This window comes from Zoogloea sp. (genome assembly GCF_041911615.1).
Taxonomy (GTDB): domain Bacteria; phylum Pseudomonadota; class Gammaproteobacteria; order Burkholderiales; family Rhodocyclaceae; genus Zoogloea.
Genome location: NZ_JAYROR010000030.1, coordinates 22,121 through 39,683 on the forward strand (window position 1 = coordinate 22,121; position 17,563 = coordinate 39,683).

15 protein-coding genes and 1 tRNA gene are annotated in these 17,563 nt (G+C 68.6%); 3 read left to right on the forward strand and 13 right to left on the reverse strand.

What is annotated here, in order from left to right; translation table 11 throughout:
• Positions 1-18: 18 nt before the first annotated feature.
• From ACE3P2_RS03385 to miaB, 7 genes are all read right to left on the reverse strand, one after another.
• Positions 19-1,389, reverse strand: coding sequence for a TrpB-like pyridoxal phosphate-dependent enzyme (locus ACE3P2_RS03385; protein ID WP_374261023.1), 1,371 nt, complete (start codon positions 1,387-1,389; stop codon positions 19-21).
• A gap of 70 nt (positions 1,390-1,459) precedes the next feature.
• Positions 1,460-1,858: a TerB family tellurite resistance protein gene (locus ACE3P2_RS03390; RefSeq protein ID WP_374261025.1), complete on the reverse strand. Its 399-nt coding sequence runs from the start codon at positions 1,856-1,858 to the stop codon at positions 1,460-1,462.
• A 79-nt stretch (positions 1,859-1,937) separates the two neighbouring features.
• Positions 1,938-3,434 carry an apolipoprotein N-acyltransferase gene (gene lnt, locus ACE3P2_RS03395; RefSeq protein ID WP_374261028.1) on the reverse strand — a complete coding sequence of 499 codons (1,497 nt, stop codon included), beginning with the start codon at positions 3,432-3,434 and terminating at the stop codon, positions 1,938-1,940.
• A complete protein-coding gene (locus ACE3P2_RS03400; RefSeq protein ID WP_374261031.1) occupies positions 3,434-4,276 on the reverse strand; it encodes an HlyC/CorC family transporter in 843 nt (280 codons plus the stop codon). The genes lnt and ACE3P2_RS03400 overlap by 1 nt, the downstream gene beginning before the upstream one ends.
• Before the next feature lie 84 nt (positions 4,277-4,360).
• Positions 4,361-4,843, reverse strand: coding sequence for an rRNA maturation RNase YbeY (gene ybeY / locus ACE3P2_RS03405; RefSeq protein WP_374261034.1), 483 nt, complete (start codon positions 4,841-4,843; stop codon positions 4,361-4,363).
• Positions 4,840-5,811: a PhoH family protein gene (locus tag ACE3P2_RS03410; protein WP_374261037.1), complete on the reverse strand. Its 972-nt coding sequence runs from the start codon at positions 5,809-5,811 to the stop codon at positions 4,840-4,842. Before ACE3P2_RS03410 ends, ybeY begins: the two co-directional genes overlap by 4 nt.
• 55 nt (positions 5,812-5,866) lie before the next feature.
• Entirely contained in the window at positions 5,867-7,201 is a 1,335-nt protein-coding gene (gene miaB / locus ACE3P2_RS03415) for a tRNA (N6-isopentenyl adenosine(37)-C2)-methylthiotransferase MiaB (protein ID WP_374261040.1), read from the reverse strand.
• Between the two features lie 49 nt (positions 7,202-7,250).
• Here miaB and ACE3P2_RS03420 point away from each other — a divergent pair.
• Positions 7,251-7,327: transfer RNA gene (locus ACE3P2_RS03420), tRNA-Met, on the forward strand.
• A 169-nt stretch (positions 7,328-7,496) separates the two neighbouring features.
• Positions 7,497-8,504 carry a restriction endonuclease gene (locus ACE3P2_RS03425; RefSeq protein WP_374261043.1) on the forward strand — a complete coding sequence of 336 codons (1,008 nt, stop codon included), beginning with the start codon at positions 7,497-7,499 and terminating at the stop codon, positions 8,502-8,504.
• 92 nt (positions 8,505-8,596) lie between these two features.
• Here the strand turns inward: ACE3P2_RS03425 and ACE3P2_RS03430 are convergent, their stop codons facing one another.
• From ACE3P2_RS03430 to ACE3P2_RS03445, 4 genes are all read right to left on the reverse strand, one after another.
• Entirely contained in the window at positions 8,597-8,803 is a 207-nt protein-coding gene (locus ACE3P2_RS03430) for a hypothetical protein (RefSeq protein ID WP_374261046.1), read from the reverse strand.
• 74 nt (positions 8,804-8,877) lie between these two features.
• Positions 8,878-10,740: a bifunctional UDP-sugar hydrolase/5'-nucleotidase gene (locus ACE3P2_RS03435; RefSeq protein WP_374261048.1), complete on the reverse strand. Its 1,863-nt coding sequence runs from the start codon at positions 10,738-10,740 to the stop codon at positions 8,878-8,880.
• 104 nt (positions 10,741-10,844) lie between these two features.
• Positions 10,845-11,492: a leucine efflux protein LeuE gene (gene leuE / locus ACE3P2_RS03440; RefSeq protein WP_374261051.1), complete on the reverse strand. Its 648-nt coding sequence runs from the start codon at positions 11,490-11,492 to the stop codon at positions 10,845-10,847.
• 26 nt (positions 11,493-11,518) lie between these two features.
• Complete coding sequence (locus ACE3P2_RS03445) at positions 11,519-11,731, reverse strand: hypothetical protein (RefSeq protein ID WP_374261054.1); 213 nt, start codon at positions 11,729-11,731, stop codon at positions 11,519-11,521.
• 15 nt (positions 11,732-11,746) lie between these two features.
• Here ACE3P2_RS03445 and ACE3P2_RS03450 point away from each other — a divergent pair, with 15 nt between their 5' ends.
• Positions 11,747-12,367, forward strand: coding sequence for an OmpW family protein (locus tag ACE3P2_RS03450; RefSeq protein WP_374261056.1), 621 nt, complete (start codon positions 11,747-11,749; stop codon positions 12,365-12,367).
• 67 nt (positions 12,368-12,434) lie between these two features.
• On the opposite strand, the gene ACE3P2_RS03455 is transcribed toward ACE3P2_RS03450, so the two are convergent.
• Together ACE3P2_RS03455 and ACE3P2_RS03460 are read right to left on the reverse strand one after the other, a co-directional pair.
• Positions 12,435-13,256 (reverse strand): hypothetical protein, encoded by an 822-nt coding sequence (locus ACE3P2_RS03455; protein ID WP_374261059.1) that lies wholly within the window; start codon positions 13,254-13,256, stop codon positions 12,435-12,437.
• Positions 13,257-13,297: 41 nt separating this feature from the next.
• A partial coding sequence (locus tag ACE3P2_RS03460; protein ID WP_374261061.1) for a cadherin domain-containing protein occupies positions 13,298-17,563 on the reverse strand: 4,266 nt, incomplete at its 5' end.

Genomic DNA, 17,563 nt, shown 5'->3' on the forward strand with positions numbered 1-17,563 from the left:
GCCGCCACGCGGGGACGATCAGGCGTCGACCTTGGGCAGCAGCGACAGGGCCATCGCCAGTTCCTTCTCGTCGTACTGCTGGTCGACCAGCTTGCCCGACAGGTAATTGGTGTAAGACGTCATGTCGAAATGACCGTGGCCGGACAGGCAGAACAGGATCGTCTCGCTCTTGCCTTCGGCCTTGCAGCGCAGGGCTTCCTCGATGGCGCCGCGGATCGCGTGGGTGGATTCCGGCGCCGGCACGATGCCTTCGCTGCGCGCGAACATCACGCCGGCCTCGAAGCAGGCGGTCTGGGCGTAGGACTGGGCCTCGATCAGGCCCAGCTCCATGACGTGGCTCACCAGCGGCGCCATGCCGTGGTAGCGCAGACCGCCGGCGTGCAGCCCCGGCGGCGTGAAGTCACTGCCCAGGGTGTGCATCTTGACCAGCGGCGTGAGGTGGGCGGTGTCGCCGAAATCGTAGGCGTACTTGCCACGCGACAGCGACGGACAGGCGGCCGGCTCGACCGCGACGATGCGGCGCTTCTTGGTGCTCTCGCCCCGCAATTGCAGGCCCAGGAAGGGAAAGGCGATACCGGCGAAGTTGGAGCCGCCACCGACACAGCTGATGACCACGTCCGGATCGTCGCCGGCCATTTCCATCTGCATGATGGCTTCTTCGCCGACGATGGTCTGGTGCAACAGCACGTGGTTGAGCACCGAGCCCAGCGCGTACTTGGTATCGTCGTTCTTGGCGGCGACTTCGACCGCTTCCGAGATCGCGATGCCGAGGGAGCCGATGTGATCCGGGTGCTGGGCCAGCACGGCGCGGCCGTAGTCGGTCTGGTCGGACGGCGAGGCGATGCAGCGGGCACCCCAGGTTTCCATCAGGGCGCGGCGGTAGGGCTTCTGGTCATACGAGACGCGCACCTGGAACACCGTCACGTCGAGGCCGAACAAGCCGCCGGCGTAGGACAACGACGAGCCCCACTGGCCAGCGCCGGTTTCGGTGGACAGCCGCTTGACGCCTTCCTGGGCGTTGTACCAGGCCTGCGGCACGGCGGAGTTGGGCTTGTGGCTGCCGGCGGGCGACACGCCCTCGTACTTGAAGTAGATCTTGGCCGGGGTGCCGAGCAGCTTCTCGAGGCGGCGGGCGCGGAACAACGGGCTCGGGCGCCACTGGCACAGCACGTCGCGGACGGGCTCGGGGATGTCGATGTAGCGCTCGGTGGACATCTCCTGGGCGATGATCGCGTTGGGGAAGATCGGCGCCAGATCGTCGGGGCCCAGCGGCTGCAGGGTGCCGGGGTGCAGCGGAGGCGGCAGCGGCACCGGCAGGTCGGCGGCAATGTTGTACCAGGCCTTGGGCATGCGGGACTCGTCGAGCAGATACTTGATCTGGTCGCTCATGGTTTTCTTCTCCTGATCGATCTTGGTTTCGTGGTGCGGAAAAAAGTGGCCGGGTCGCGGCGCGGGCCGCTCAGGCCGCCAGGTCTTCGAGACTGAGCGCCCAGCGCTTCATCAGGAAGCGCAGCAGGGTCTGCTCGCCCTCGCTGACGGTGCCGTCGGCCTTGGCGATGATGAGCATCGCCGACAGGGCGACCTTGCGCTTGGCCGGGTCGGTGATGTCGTCGGCGAGGCGGGCGAGGCGACGGTCTTCCAGGAGGAACACCCGCTCCTGCTCGGCTTCGGTGATCACGTCGCGACAGCAGTCGAGCAGCGCCTGGACCAGCACGTCGCGGTCGACGCCGACAAGGGCGGCGGTATCGTGGTGCTTGAGCCAGTCGATTTCCCGGTTGTCCAGCCGGCCGTCGGCGAGGATCGCCATGGCGATCAGGCGGGCGAGCGCCTCGGGGCTGTTGGTCGGATAGGCGCGCATGGGTCGAGGATCCTGTTCGATAATGGGCGGCCTGCAATCATACGCTCATACGCGCCGGCGCTCCCGCCGGGGCAGGCCGTCAGGCCCGCCGACGCGCCGCCACCGCCGCTGCGGCAAGCACCGCCAGGGCCACGCCCACCGCTGGCACGTTGCCCCAGCGGGCGTAGGGCGTCAGCCCCTGGTAGCCGCGCACCTCGACGTGCAGGGCGTCCGCCTTGAAGGGCGGCAGCACGTCCGCCACCTGGCCGTCGGGCATGACCAGCGCGGTCATGCCGGTGTTGGTGCTGCGCAGCATCGGGCGTCCGGTCTCGAGGGCGCGCAGGCGGGCGATCTGCAGGTGCTGAGGCTGGGCGAAGGAGTCGCCGTACCAGGCGAGGTTGGAGAGGTTCAGCATCAGCGTGGCCTCCGGCAGGCTGCGGATGAGCTCCTCGCCGAACACGTCTTCGTAGCAGATATTGACCGCCACCCGCTGCCCGGCCAGGGCCATCGGCGGCTGATGCTCGGGGCCACGGGTCTGATCGGCCATCGGGATGTGGGCAAAATCGTAGAACCAGCGGAACAGCGGCGGCGAGTATTCGCCGAAGGGCACCAGGTGCTGCTTGGCGTAATGGGCCGACGGCGAGCGGCCCAGGCTGATCGCGGCGTTGTAGATGCGACCGTCGGCGTCGCGGGTGAAGGTGCCCAGGATCACGTCGCCGCCGCGGTCGGCCACCGTGCGACCGACGGTCTCCAGGTAGCCCGGCGGCAGGTGGTCGATGAGCAGCGGGATCGTCGTCTCGGGCAGCACCACCAGCGTCGCCGGGTTGTCGCGAACCATCGTCAGGTTGCGGTCGAGCCAGGCTTGCAGCATCTCGGGCCGCCATTTGAGGCTCTGCTCGATGTTGGTCTGCAACAGCGCAACCTGCAGCGGCGCGCCGACCGGGGCGGTCCATTCGATCTGGCGCAGCCCCGCCCCGCCTACGGCGACGAGCACCACCGCCAGCGCCGGCCGCCAGGCGCGCCCGGCCAGCGCCGCGACCGCCAGCGCAGCGGCGAGCGCGACCAGCCCGCCCACGCCGAACACGCCGAACACCGGCGCGAAGCCCGCCAGCGGGCTCGGCGGCGTCTGGCTGTAGCCCACCGCGAGCCACGGAAAACCGGTGAAGATCCAGCAGCGTGTCCATTCGAACACCAGCCAGGCGGCCGCGAAGACGACTGCATCCGGCCCCGCCCTGCCCCGCCTGAGCCCTCCGAAGGCCGCGCCGGCGAACCCGGCGAAGACCCCGACCAGCGCGCAGAACAGCAGCACCGCCAGCGCGGCCAGGGGCACCGGCATGCCGCCGAAACGGTGCAGCGCCACGTAGAGCCACGACACGCCGCCGAGCATGGCGCCCAGCCCCCACGCGAAGCCGATGCCGAAACCCGCGCCGACGCGGGAACGCAGCGTCAGCCCGGCGGGCGACAGCGCCCCCGGGCCGAGCAGCCAGAACAGCACGCCGAGGGCGACGAAGATCAGCGGAAACCATCCGATCGGGGCGTACGCCAGAACCGACGCCCCCCCGGCCAGGAAGGCGCCCGTGCGCCGCAGCCAGCCCATCAGCCGCCGACCGCGTCGGGGTCGGGCATGCGCTCGACCAGCAGGGAGTGGATGCGTCGACTGTCGGCGCGCAGCACCTGGAAGCGCAGGCCTTCGAGTTCGACGACCTCGTTGCGCTTGGGCAGACGTCCGAGCTTGCGGATCAGCAAGCCGCCGACGGTGTCGTATTCGTTGTCGCTGAAAGTGGAGCCGAAGGCCTCGTTGAAGTCCTCGATCTCGGTGCTGGCCTTGACGCGGTAGCGGCCGGCCTGGTCGATGCGGATGTTGTCGGCCGCCTCGTCGAAATCGTATTCGTCCTCGATGTCGCCGACGATCTGCTCCAGCACGTCCTCGATGGTGACCAGACCAGCGACGCCGCCGTATTCGTCCACGACGATGGCCATGTGGTTGCGGCTCACCCGAAAATCCCGCAGCAGCACGTTGAGGCGCTTCGATTCGGGCACGAACACCGCCGGGCGGAGCATGTCGCGCAGGTTGAAGGATTCGCCGGCAAAAACCCGCAGCAGATCCTTGGCGAGGAGGATGCCCACCACGTCGTCCTTGCTGTCGCCCACCACCGGAAAGCGCGAATGGGCGGCGCCGATGGCGAATCGGGTGATGTCCTCGACGGAGTCGTCGATGCTGACGACGTCCATCTGGGCGCGGGGGATCATCACGTCGCGCACCTGCATTTCGGACACCTGGAGCGCACCTTCGATGATCGCCAGCGCATCCGCGTCGAAAAGGTTGCGGTCGTGGGCGGAATGCAGGAGGTGCAGCAGTTCTTCGCGGTCTTCCGGCTCCCGGGTCAGGAGGGCGGAAAGCCGTTCGAGCAAGGACGGTTTACTACTGGAGGGTTCCATAAAAAGGGTTGATGAGAAATGGGCGATGGGCGATGAACCGGAATCCCGACCCATCGCCCATGGCGCATTGCTCACCCCACCGCGTCATCGTTCGCCCGCGTACGGGTCGGCATAACCCAGCCCGGCCAGAATCTCGCGCTCGCGCGCTTCCATCTCCTCCGCCTCGGCGTCGTCCTCGTGGTCGAAGCCCTGCAAATGCAGCATACCATGCACGGATAAGTGGGCGTAATGGGCGTCCAGGGGCTTGCCCTGCTCCGCCGCCTCGCGCTCCACGACCTGCCGGCACAGCACCAGATCGCCCATCAACGGCAACCCTTCGGGCAGCGGCATGTCCTCGCCTTCATCGTAGGCGAAGGTGAGCACGTTGGTGGCGTAATCCTTGCCGCGGTAATCGCGGTTGAGCTCGCGGCCTTCGGCTTCGTCGACGATTCGCACGGTGATGCGCGCCGCGCCGGGCTCCGCAGCGCGCAGCCAGCGGCGGAAGTCGGGGCGCGAAGGTACGCCCTCGCGGTTACAGGCGTATTGCACCGAGAGATCGAGGCGGCGGGGAAGACGGATTTCGTTCATTGCTGGGTCTGCTGTTGCTGGGGGGCGGCGGCACGTTGGGCATGCTTTTCGTAGGCGTCGACGATGCGGGCGACGAGCGGATGGCGGACGACGTCCTCCTTGAGGAAGCGGGTAAAGGCCACGCCACGCACGTCGGCGAGCACGCTGACCGCCTCGCCGAGGCCGCTTTTCTGGCCGCGGGGCAGGTCCACCTGGGTGAGGTCGCCGGTGATCACCGCCCGCGAGCCGATGCCGATGCGGGTGAGGAACATCTTCATCTGCTCGGGCGAGGTGTTCTGGGCCTCGTCGAGGATGATGAAGGCCCGCGACAGCGTGCGCCCGCGCATGAAGGCGAGCGGCGCGATCTCGATGCAGCCGCGCTCGAAGAGCTTGGTGACCCGATCGAAGCCCATCAGGTCGTAGAGCGCGTCATAGAGCGGGCGCAGGTAGGGATCGACCTTCTGGGCCAGATCGCCGGGCAGGAAGCCGAGGCGCTCGCCCGCCTCGACGGCCGGGCGGGTGAGGACGATGCGCTCGACGTGCTCGCGCTCGAAGGCGTCGACGGCGCTGGCCACCGCGAGGTAGGTCTTGCCGGTGCCGGCCGGGCCGATGCCGAAGGTGATGTCGTGTTCCTGGATCTGACGGATGTACTCGACCTGCCGCGGGGTGCGCCCGTGCAACTCGCTCTTGCGGGTGAGCAGCGCCGGCGCCGGCTGGTTGGCCTGGGACAGGTTGGCCAGCTCGATGAGACCGAGCTGGATGTCGTCCACCGACAGCGGCACGTCCGACTTGTCGTAGAAATGACGCAACGCCCGCGCGGTGACGTGAGCCTGCGGCACTTCGCCGTGGATCGTGAAGCGCTCGCCCCGGCGGGCGATGGTCACGTCGAAGGCGGTCTCGATCTGGCGGATGTTTTCGTCGAGCGCCCCGCACAGGTTGGCGAGGCGCACGTTGTCGAGGGGATGCAGCGTGATGTCGGTCGGTTTCATCGGGCACATGCTGCCAGAGCACGGCCCGGCGGGAAAGTCGAATTCAACGGCATCCTCAATCTTTGACGACGATCTCGCCGCGCAGCGAATGGGGCAGCGCCGAGACGATCGTCACATCCACAAAGTTGCCGACGAGCCGCGGATTGCCGGCGAAGTTGACGACCCGGTTGTTGTCGGTGCGCCCGGCAAGCTCGTTCGGGTCCTTCTTCGACGGGCCTTCGACCAGGATGCGCTGCACGGTGCCGACCATGCCGGCGCTGATCGTGGCGGCGTGCTCCTCGATGCGCTTCTGCAGGCGGGCGAGTCGCGCCAGCTTCACGTCGGCCGGCGTGTCGTCAGCCATGTCGGAGGCCGGCGTGCCGGGGCGCGCGCTGTATACAAAGCTGAACGAGGTGTCGAAGCCGAGCTCTTCGATGAGCTTCATCGTCGCCTCGAAATCCGCCTCAGTCTCGCCCGGGAAGCCCACGATGAAGTCGGACGACAGCGAGATGTCGGGCCGCGCGGCGCGCAGCTTGCGCACCAGCGACTTGTATTCGAGCACCGTGTAGCCACGCTTCATGGCCGCCAGCACGCGGTCGGAGCCGGCCTGCACCGGCAGGTGCAGGTGCGACACCAGCTTGGGCAGCCTGGCGTAGGCGTCGACGACGCGCTGGGTCATCTCGCGGGGGTGCGAGGTGGTGTAGCGCAGGCGCTCGATGCCGGGGATGTCGTGCACGCATTCGAGCAGGAAGGCGAAGTCGGCCATCTCGCCGTCGGCGCCGTCGATGGGCGCGCGCCAGGCGTTGACGTTCTGACCCAGCAGCGTCACCTCTTTGACGCCCTGCGCCGCCAGCCCGGCCACTTCGGCGAGCACGTCGGCGAGCGGACGATAGACCTCGTCGCCGCGGGTGTAGGGCACGATGCAGAAGGTGCAGTACTTGGAGCAGCCCTCCATGATCGACACGAAAGCGCTGGCGCCCTCGACGCGGGCCGGCGGCAGGTTGTCGAACTTCTCGATTTCGGGAAACGAGATGTCCACCTGCGAGCGGCCCGAGGCCTTGCGCTCGGCGATCAGCTTGGGCAGGCGGTGCAGCGTCTGCGGCCCGAACACCAGATCCACGTACGGCGCGCGCTGGACGATCGCCTCGCCCTCCTGGCTCGCCACGCAGCCGCCGACGCCGATGATCAGGTTGGGGTTCTTCTGCTTGAGGTGCTTGACCCGGCCGAGGTCGTGGAAAACCTTCTCCTGCGCCTTCTCGCGCACCGAGCAGGTGTTGAACAGGATCACGTCCGCGTCTTCCGGGTTGTCGGTCTTCTCGAGCCCGTCGGCCGCACCGAGCACATCCGCCATTTTGTCCGAGTCGTACTCGTTCATCTGGCAGCCGAAAGTCCGGATATAGAGCTTTTTCATCACGTGTTGACCAAGAGCCATCAAACCCCTATTATAGCGGGCTTCGGTCGGTGATGTAGCTCAGACGGTTAGAGCGACGGATTCATAACCCGTAGGTCGGCAGTTCGATTCTGCCCATCACCACCAACCCGATTTCAAGCAAAAGGCCAATCCTCACGGGTTGGCCTTTTGCTTTTGCGTCCTGCCATCCGCCGGTTTGGGTTGGCGACGCCCTGCCCGCCCGAAAGGATCGGCCCCTGTACCGGCCCAGTCTGGCGCGATAGTATCCGGCGCATCTTCGACGAGAAAAACCGACATGACATCGACCTGGCTGGTGCGTGCCGACAGCGGCGGACGTCTCGCCTCCGAATTCAAGACCCGGGGGCTGGTGGCCATCGGCTTCATCGGCGCGGGCAATACGCTGGAGCTGGCGTCCCGGGAGGCGTTTTTCAATCGCATGAGGGAAGGCTACCCGCAGGATTCCAAGGCCAAGCAGGCCAACGCGGCCGGACAGATGTACCGCTTCGTGCGGGAGATGCAGATCGGCGATCCGGTGCTCACCTACGACAACGCCCGCCGCAGCTACCTAGTCGGCCGGGTGACGGGTAGCGCGCAATACGAGCAGAGCCTGTTCGACGGCGAGTTCCGGACTTTCCGCAAGGTGCAGTGGCTGAACGAGGTGGCCCGCGACAGCCTCTCGGCAACTGCGCGCAATTCCCTCGGCTCGGTCCTGACGCTGTTCAAGGTGCCTCCCGATAGCGTGGCCGGGATGGAAGCCCGGATGGGCGATGCCACGTCGCGCGCCGCCGCGGAGCCGCTCGACGGTGAGAACGAGCCCCTCGACGAGGCCGCGCTTCTCGACGATCTGCAGGCCCGCTCGCAAGAATTCATCAAGGACCGGATCAGCAAGCTGGACTGGTCGCAGATGCAGCATCTCGCCGCCGGGCTGCTGCGGGCGATGGGTTACAAGACCCGGGTCTCGCCGTCCGGCCCCGATCGGGGCAAGGATATCGTCGCGTCGCCCGACGGCTTTGGCTTCGAGCAGCCACGCATCGTGGTCGAGGTGAAGCATCGCAGCGAGCAGATGGGCAGCCAGGCGGTGCGCAGCTTTCTCGCCGTGCTCAGACCGCCTGGCGACAAGGGCTTGTATGTGAGCACCGGGGGCTTCAGTCGCGACGCCTACTACGAGGCGGAGCGCGCAGCCTGCCCCATCACGCTGATGAACCTAGACGATCTGGTCGAGGCGATTCTCGAACACTACGAGAACATGGATCTGGACACCCGCATCCTGCTGCCGCTGCGCCGCCTCTACTGGCCAGCCTGAGCGCCGCCACGCGGCCGCCCTCGTGAAAAAAGGCCAACCCGCGCGGGCTGGCCTTTTTTTCGGGCGATCTTCCGGCGGCGCGCCGGATCGTCTCAGTCGCGTGGGGGCGACGGTTCGTCCGGCGTGCCGGGCGGGCTGCGGCCGAGGAGTTCGAGGAGGTAGGCCCGCGTCGCCTGGAGGGCTTTGCGGTAGCGCCGGTTGGCCGGATCGTCGAGGAGCGGCTGCAGCCGGCCGAGCCACAGCGACGCGTCGTCGTCGTGGGCGTGGAGGGCGGCGTCGAGGGTGTCGATGACGGTCATGATCGCGGATTCCTGGGCTGCGGGGCGATGGGCGCCCGGGCAGGCGGGCCGCGCGCGCGGCCCGCGCCGCCCGATCAGGGCGTCTCGATATAGCTCACGGTGCTGCGCTCGCCGGCGGCGGGCTTGGTCAGCGTGGGCGTGTTGCGCACGTACTGCAGGAAGGAATCGGCGTAGTCGAGGAAGGTGTCCTCGCGCTGGGCGGCCGGGATCGCCTTGAAGGTGTCGTACTTGTCGCCCCCGTCGGCGGTGAAGTTGTTGGTGATCAGCTTGTAGCGCGCCGCCGGGTCGAGGGGCACCCAGGCGCCGGTGGCGGTGCGCAGTTCGAGGTTGGTGACGCGGCTGCCCTTGACCTGATTCATGTCCACCCGGAAGCGCAGGCCGCCGGTGTAGGGATAGGCGCCGGAGCCGGTGCCGTTGATGACCGAATCGATCCCGTCCTCGAGGGCCGACTTGACCTGCGCACCCGTGAGCACCAGGCGGTAGAGGGTGTTCTTGAACGGCAGCAGGGTGTAGATCTTGCCGACGGTGACGTTGCCGGCCGCCAGATCGATGCGCACGCCGCCGGCGTTCTGCAGGCTGATGTCGGCGCCACCGAAGCGCTGCCCCTGGGCGAGGAAGGCGTCCGCCACGAGCTGCTGGATGTCGCCGCCCTGGGCGATCACGGTGGCGTCCTTGTTGCAGACGTCGCCGAGGCTGGAACGGCTGGTATCGCGCTTGGTGCCGGGCACCCGACGCAGGCACAGGTTGTCGGCGGCGATGCCGGCGACCTGGGTGCCGAGGGCGTCCTTGGCGGCCTTGAACGGGGCCAGCACGGCGCTGGCGGTGGCCGACGGGGTGGTGGTGCGGAACACGCCGGAGGCATCGAGCTGGCTGCGGAAGGCGCTCGCATCGGCCGCCGCGGCGGTCGCGCCGGCCACCTTGTAGGTGTCGCCGACCAGCACCTGGGGCGCGCCGCTGCAGGACGTGACCACGCCGGCGGCGTCGAACTTCACGTCGAGCGCACCGACCGCGTAGGCGTATTGCCAGGCCTGGGCGATGCACACCGGGCGGCCGTCCTTGTCGGTGGCGGCGGTCGGGTAGGCGCCGGACGGGGTGAGGCCGTACGCGGCCATGCCGGCCGGCCCGAGCAAGGTGTGGGAATCGCCGCCGACGATGACGTCCACGCCCGACAGGCGGGGCGCGAGCGCCTTGTCGGCGTCGTAGCCCAGGTGCGACATCAGCACGATCTTGTTCACTCCCTGGGCGCGCAGGGCGTCGATGGCGGCCTGCGCGGCGGTGGCTTCGTCGAGGAAGACGGTGCCGGCGTCGGGACGCGAGGCGAACTGGGTCTTGTCCTTGACGGTGAGGCCGATCACGCCGACGGGCTGGCCGCCGCGCTGGATCACGGTGTAGTCGGCGATGCGCGAGGCCAGCGGCGAACCGGCGGCCGGGCGGATGTTGGCCGACAGCACCGGGGTCTTGCAGGCGCCGCCGCGCAGGAAATCGATGAACTTGACGAGGCCGGCGTTGGCGCTGTCGAACTCGTGGTTGCCGAGGGTGAAGGCATCGAAGCAGACGGTGTTCATCATCGCCGCGTCGGCCTCGCCCTCACTCTGGGTGAAGTACAGGTCGCCGGTGATGGCGTCGCCGGCATGCAGCTTGAGCACGTTGGCCTTGCTGGCGGCGAGCTGCTCGAAGGCGGCGGTGACGCGGGCGAAACCGCCCAGGTCTACGGTCACCGACTTGCTGGCGCCGGCGGCGTCCTTGAGCGTCAGGGTGGTGGTTTCGGCGTCGAGGTGGGAGTGGTGATCGTTGATGTGAAGGATCGTCAGATCGAGCGGCTGGCTGCTGGGCGCGCTGTCGTCGGTGCTGTTGCTGCCGCCACAGGCGGCGAGGCCGAGGGCGCAGCAGGCGGCGGCGAGCGTGGTGAGGGCGGTGCGGGGGCGGTGTGAGGTCATCGGGCGAGGTCGGGAGTTCGAAATGCCCGAAAGCCTATGTTCGCCCCGTTAAATCCGTGTGAATCGCCTCCGCCACAGCGAAAAGACCCGACGAACGGCGCCGCCTAGGCGCTGCCGGCCCCCGCGAGGCGCGCGGCAAAGCCGATGAACAGCACGCCGACGCCACCGGTGGCGCCCGAAGCCAGCCGCTGCCGGCGACGGAAGGCGTCGGCGAGGCGGCTGCCGCCGAAGATCAACGCCGACAGGTAGAGCGCGCTGAAGGCCTGGACGATCACGCCGAGGATCAGGAAGGACAGCGCCGGATGGGCGTAGCCGGGCGAGACGAACTGGATGAAGAAGGAGACGAAGAACAGGATCGCCTTGGGATTCATCAGGCTGATGACGAGGGCGACGCGGAACGGGTGCGACGCGTCCGCCGGGGGCGACGCCTCGTCCGCCGGCGCCCCGCTGCGCCAGCGGCGCACCGCGGCGCGGATCAGGCCGACGCCGAGCCAGCCGAGATAGGTCGCGCCAGCGTACTTGAGCGCCAGGAACAACGCCGGCGTGGCCTGCAGCAGCGAGGCCACGCCGGTGGCCGAGAGCAGCATCAGCACCGTGTCGCCCACGAAGATGCCGCAGGCGCCACGATAGCCCGCCGCCACGCCCCAGCGCGAGGCGACGGTCATCACGTAGAGGGAGTTGGGCCCGGGCAGCAGCACGACGAACAGCGTGCCGAGCACGAAGGTGGTGAGGTCGGTGATGCCGTAGAACATGGTTCGGGCCGCAGACAAAGAACGGATTATCGCAGCGGCACGGCCATGGAATCGAGGGTTGCGGGCAAGCCCGCGCGCCATGTGACCTTGCCGCGACGCAACAATCCTGTCGGCATCGCGCCGGCGTCGGCGCGGGCAAATAACCACTTTACCAAGATGGTTAAGGCTTGATTTTGGTCAAAAACCCTACTCTTTGCAGGGGTAGGATCGCCCCGGTTTTTCATCCAGATGAAACACATCGAGGGAGATCAAGAATGCACAAGAAACTCGTCGCCTGCACCCTGGCCGCCGTGGCCGCCCTGGCCGCCGGAACCGTCCAGGCCGAAGGCCCGTGGATGGTGCGCGCCCGCGCCGTCTACCTGAGCTGGGACAACGGCAACGCCGACGGCCTGCAGGACGCCGGCGTTGGCAAGGTGAGCGCCGACAAGCGCTGGATCCCGGAAGTGGACATCAGCTACTTCTTCACCAAGAACATCGCCGCCGAGCTGGTGCTGACCTATCCCCAGAACGTGGATATCAAGACCGGCGCACTGGGCGGCATCGGCCACGTGCAGGCGCTGCCGCCGTCGCTGCTGCTGCAATACCACTTCACCGACCTGGGCGCCTTCAAGCCTTACGTGGGCCTGGGCCTGAACTACACGATCTTCACCAAGGACAGCTTCAACACCGGCCTGGGCAAGGTGTCGGTGGATGGCAGCTCGTGGGGTCTCGCGGCGCAGGTCGGCCTCGACTACATGATCGACAAGAACTGGTCGCTCAACGTGGACGCCAAATACATCCAGATGGATACCGACGTGAAGCTGGGCGGCACCAAGATCGGCAAGCTCGACCTGAACCCGGTGACCTACGGCGTGGGCGTCGGCTACCGCTTCTGATCGCGGCCCGTCGCCGCAGCCGAACGGGGCACCCTGCGGGGTGCCCCGTCTCGCTTGCGCGGACGGATCAGGTCGGGTTGACCTTGCTCGCCACGGCGACGGTGCCGTTGCTGCCGTCGTTGAGGATCAGGCCGAAGGTGGTGAGGGTCTTGGCGCTGTTCTGGAAGGCCACGCCGTTGAAGATGCGGGCGCTGCCGGCGCAGTTCTCGTTGATCGTGGCGTCGAACACGGCGATTGCGTCGCTGCGCGGCAGCACCGTGCCGGTGAAGGTACAGCCCAGCGAGTTGGTGCCGGCGAGGGTGCCATTCGCATCGACCGCCCAGGTCCAGGTGACCGCCACCGTGCCGCCGCCGACGGTGGGCTGGGTGGAGGCGAAGGACCAGGTGGCGGCCATGTCGGCCTTGGCCGCGACGGCGTTGAAGCGGGTCACCGCGGCGACCGTGGAGGTGGCGCTGGTGGCGCCGCCGGCGCTGTCGCTGAAGGTCAGGCCGAGGGTGCCGGTGGATGGCACGTTGCCGCTGACGGCCAGGTTCGCTCCGCTGCTGTCGGTGAGCATGTAGCGCTTGCCGGTGCCGCTGAAACCCTGCCCCGAGGCGCTGACGGCGAGCTTGGCGAGACCGACCGGCGCGGGGTTGGCGTTGGCCGCCCCGTCCATCAGGAAAAGCCAGGTGGCGCCGTCCTTGAACAGCACCGCACGCACCGCATGGGTGGCGGCGCCGAGCCCGCTGCCGTTGTAGGCGGTGGTGTCGTAGACGCCCTGGACGGTGTCGAGGCTGAGGGCCGGAGGGGTGGCGGCGGTGCTGCTGCTGGCACCGCCCCCGCCACCGCCGCCGCAGGCTTGCAGGCCGATGACGGAGAGGGCGAGCAGGATGTTGGTGAGCTTGGTCATGATCGTTCCTTCGATTCAGTGTTCGGTTGGGTGGGCGGCGCTCAGTCCCAGACCTGGGTGGTGTCGTGCTGGGCCGGCGCGTCCGGGGTGTAGGCGATGAGGCTGAGGGGGACATAGCCGACCGCGCCGTCCACCTGGACGTTGCCGTTGGCGCTGCCATCGTGGTCGAGGGTGCCGCCGTCCTGGATCTGGAAGTCGAGGCGCAGCTTGTCGCCTTCCACCACCATGCGGCCACCGTAGGCGTCGCTGGCGAGGTTGATCAGGGTGCCGTCGGCGTTGGTCACCCAGTAGCCGTTGATGCCCAGGTTGTTGTCGACGTACAGGCTGAAGTGCTCGAGGCCCGACACGGTGTCGGTGCTGGCCGAGAAGTTCACACTGCCCAACGGGGTCAGGCTGGCGGCGGGCATGTAGGCGGCGGTGGCGGTCTGGTTGAAGCTGGTTACGGTGCTGGTCGAGCCCTCGGCCACCTTGCCGGCGGTGGAGTCGGCCACCAGGGTGACGTAGGACGACGCGCCGCTGGAAGTCACAGTGACCGGCGCGGAGACCACGGCGCTCTGGGTGGCGTCGGGGATGCCGTCGCCGTTGCCGTCGCCCGCGGTACCGCCGCCCAGGGACGGCGCGTTGCCTTCCTGCTGGGTGTTGACCGCGTTGATCTTGGCGGTGGCGGCACTGGTGACGTGCTCGGCGCTGCCCTGCCCGTCGGTCCAGCTGGCCTGCACGGAGATCGCCTTGCCGACCTGGTCGGGCGTCAGCGTCAGGTTGCTGCCGGTGGCGCCGGCGATGGCAACGCCGTCGGCCAGCCACTGGTAGGCGATGGTGCCCATGCCGTCGGCGTCGGCCAGGGTGCTGACCGCGCTGAGGGTCTGGCCCTGTTCGGCATTGCCGGTGACGTCGAGGCTGCCGGTGGGCGCGTCGTTCACGTTGGCCACCGCACTGGTGGCCGCGCTGCTGACGCTTTCGGACGTGCCGTGCCCATCGGTCCAGCTGGCCACCACGTGGATGCTGCGGCCCACGTCGGCGGCGCCGAGGGTGTAGCTGCTGCCGGTGCCGAGCTGGGTGGCGCCGCTCATCCACTTGTAGGTGACGACCCCGAGGCCATCGGCGTCGGCCAGGGTGCTGACGACGGCGAGGGTGGCGTTCTGGATCGCGGTGCCGACGATGGCGACGCCGCCGGTGGGGGCGTCATTGACGTTGCGCACCGCCACCGTGCGGTTGCTGGCGACGCTCTCGGCGTGGCCGAATCCGTCGGTGTAGCTGGCGAGCACCGAAATCTCGCGACCGACCTGCGCTTCGCCCAGCACCAGGGTGCTGCCGGTGGCGCCGCCGATGGCCGTGCCGTCGGCCAGCCACTGGTAGCTGATGACGCCGAGCCCGTCGGCGTCGGCCAGGGTGCCGGCGCTGGCGCTGAGCGTCTCGCCCTGGGTGGCGGTGCCGGCCACGGCCGGCTTGCCGGTGGGTGCGTCGTTCACGTTGGCGATGGTGACCGCGCTGCTGACGAAGGCCGTCGTGCCGCCAAAGACGTCGGTGGTGGTGGCGACGACGCGGCCGACGCTGCCGACCACGCTCTGGTCGGCGCTGAGGGTGTAGCTCGCCCCGGTGGCGCCCGGAATGTCGCGCCAGACATCGCCGATGCGCTGCTGCCACTGGTAGGCCACGGCGGTGATGGCGCCATCCACGTCGCTGGCGGTGAGGCTCGCGGTGAGCGTGCCGCCCTGCTCCGCCGCGCCGCTGACGGCGAGGCTGCCGACGGCGGCTTCCTCCACGTTCTGCACCGTGACGGTGACCGCCTGGCTGGTGACATTCGCGCCGTCCAGCGCCTGCACGATGAAGCTGTAGCTCGACTGGGTCTCGAAGTCGGCCGAGGCCTTGAGGGTGACCGCGCCGGTGGCGGCGTCGATGTCCAGGAGCGCCGCATCGCCGCCCGCCGCGAGGGCGTAAGTGACGCTGCGGTTCACCGCGGTGGCGTCGGCGTCGCTGGTCTGGGCGGTGTAGATCACCGTGGCGGTCGGGGCGTTTTCGGCCACGCTGCCGCTGGTGCCGCTGACGAACACCGGCGCGTTGTCGTTGAGGTCGGCGACGCTGACGACGAACGACTGGTCGGCGTGGGAGCCGTCCGCCGAGGTGGCGCGAACGTAGAGCGTGCGGGTGGCGCCGGCCTCGCGGTCGATGCTGCCGGCCACGGTGACCACGCCGGAGCCCGCGCCGACGGCGAACTCGCCGCCGGTGTAGGCCGAGCCGTCGGCATTGACGAGGCTGTAGCTCACCGCGTTGGTGGTGGCGTCGGCATCCGTGGCGAAGGCGGTGACGCCCACCGTGGTGCCCACCGCCGCATTCTCGACCACCGCGTTGGCGCCGAGGTCGGCATCCACCGGCTGGGTGACGGCGAATTCATTGACGTCGCCGACGTTGATGATGAACGACTGGTCGGCGTGGGAGCCGTCCGCCGAGGTGGCGCGAACGTAGAGCGTGCGGGTGGCGCCGGCCTCACGGTCGATGCTGCCGGCCACGGTGACCACGCCGGAGCCCGCGCCGATGGCGAACTCGCCGCCGGTGTAGGCCGAGCCGTCGGGATTGACGAGGCTGTAGCTCACCGCGTTGGTGGTGGCATCGGCATCCGTGGCGAAGGCGGTGACGCCCACCTGCATCCCGACGGCGGCGTTCTCGACCACCGTGTTGGCGGAGGCGTCGGCGTCGCTGGCGGCACCGACCGCGAATTCATTGACGTCGCTGACGAAGACCTGCAGCGAGCCGATCTTCGACGAACCATCGGCCGACAAGGCCTTGACGAACACGGTACGCGAGTCGCCGCCCGTTTCGCGGTCGATCGGGCCGGCCACCGAGATCTGGCCGGTGGCCGGATCGATGGTGAACTCGTTGGCGGTGTAGGGCGCGCCGGCAAGACTGCCCACCAGGCTGTAGGTGATGGTGTTGTTGCTGGCGTCGGCGTCGGACGCACTGGCGGTGACGCCGATGAAGGTGCCCACCGGGGTGTTCTCGGCCACGGTGTTGGGGGCGATGCCAACGCCCATCGGCTCCACGTCGAACACCGGGGTGCTGACCTGGAATTCGTTCACGTCGCCGATGCTGACCACGAAGGTCTGGAAGGTGGAGAGCCCCAGCGCGTCGGTGCTGCGCACCACGACACTGTAGGCCGACAGGAACTCGGCGTTGAGCGGCACACCGGCCTTCAGCTGAAGGGTCGGGACACCGGCCACCGAGGCGATCTGGAAGTAGAACTGCTGGGCGCCACCGATGATGTCGTAGGTGAAGCTGTCGCCGTCGTCCGGATCGTCGGTGGAAAGCGTCCCCACATCGACGATCGAAGCCGTGGTGGCGTTCGGGCCGGTGATCTCGGTCAGCGCGGTGTTGCTGATGTGGATCAGGGTCGGGGCGTCGTTGGCGCCTTCGACGCTGACCGTCAGCGTCGAGGCGACCTGGGTGGTGCCGTCTCCCACGGCGTAGCTGAAGACGTCCTGCAGCGTGTCGGCGGCAGTGCGCAGGGCCTGGACGGCGGCGTTCTGCTCGTCGACGAGATAGATGTAGCTGCCGTCGGCGCCGATGCGCAGCACGCCGTAGGCGCCCGCCACTTCGACGTAGCCGGCGCTGCTGGTCGAGCCGGCGGCCACCGCGGTGGCGCTACCGCTGCCGGTGACGGCGGCGATCTCGACCACGTGCAGGGTGTCGGCCAGATCCACGTCGCTGTCGTTGGCGAGCACGTCGCCGGTCGCGTCGAAGCCCGCCACCCCGTTGGCCAGGCCGCCGCGTTCGCGGGCGGTGTCGGTGTCGGCGGTCAGCACCGGCGCGTCGTTGGTGCCGGTGAGGGTCACGGTGATGTCCTGGGTGACGCTGGCGCCGTGGTTGTCGGTGATGCTGACGCTGTACACCTGGGTCAGGGTCTCGCCGGCGGCGAGGCCGTCGAGCAGGCCCGCCGGGACGCTGTAGTTCCAGCCCACGGTCTTGGTGAGTGGGTCGAGCACGCCCAGGCTCAGGCTGCCCAGCGGCGCGGCGATGAGGTTGCCGGCGCCGTCGTGGACGCTGGCGGCGATGCTGGCGGCGTGGCTGTCGGACCCATCGACGTCGGCAAAGATGAGGGTGCCGCTGCTGGCGAGGGTGGCGCTGTTCTCGTCCGGGGCGCCGTCCGGACGCTCGGTGACGCCGCCGGCGAGGTCGCTGGCGAGCACGTCGAGGGTCGGCGCGTCGTTGGTGCCGGTGAGGGTCACGGTGATGTCCTGGGTGACGCTGGCGCCGTGGTTGTCGGTGATGCTGACGCTGTACACCTGGGTCAGGGTCTCGCCGGCGGCAAGGCC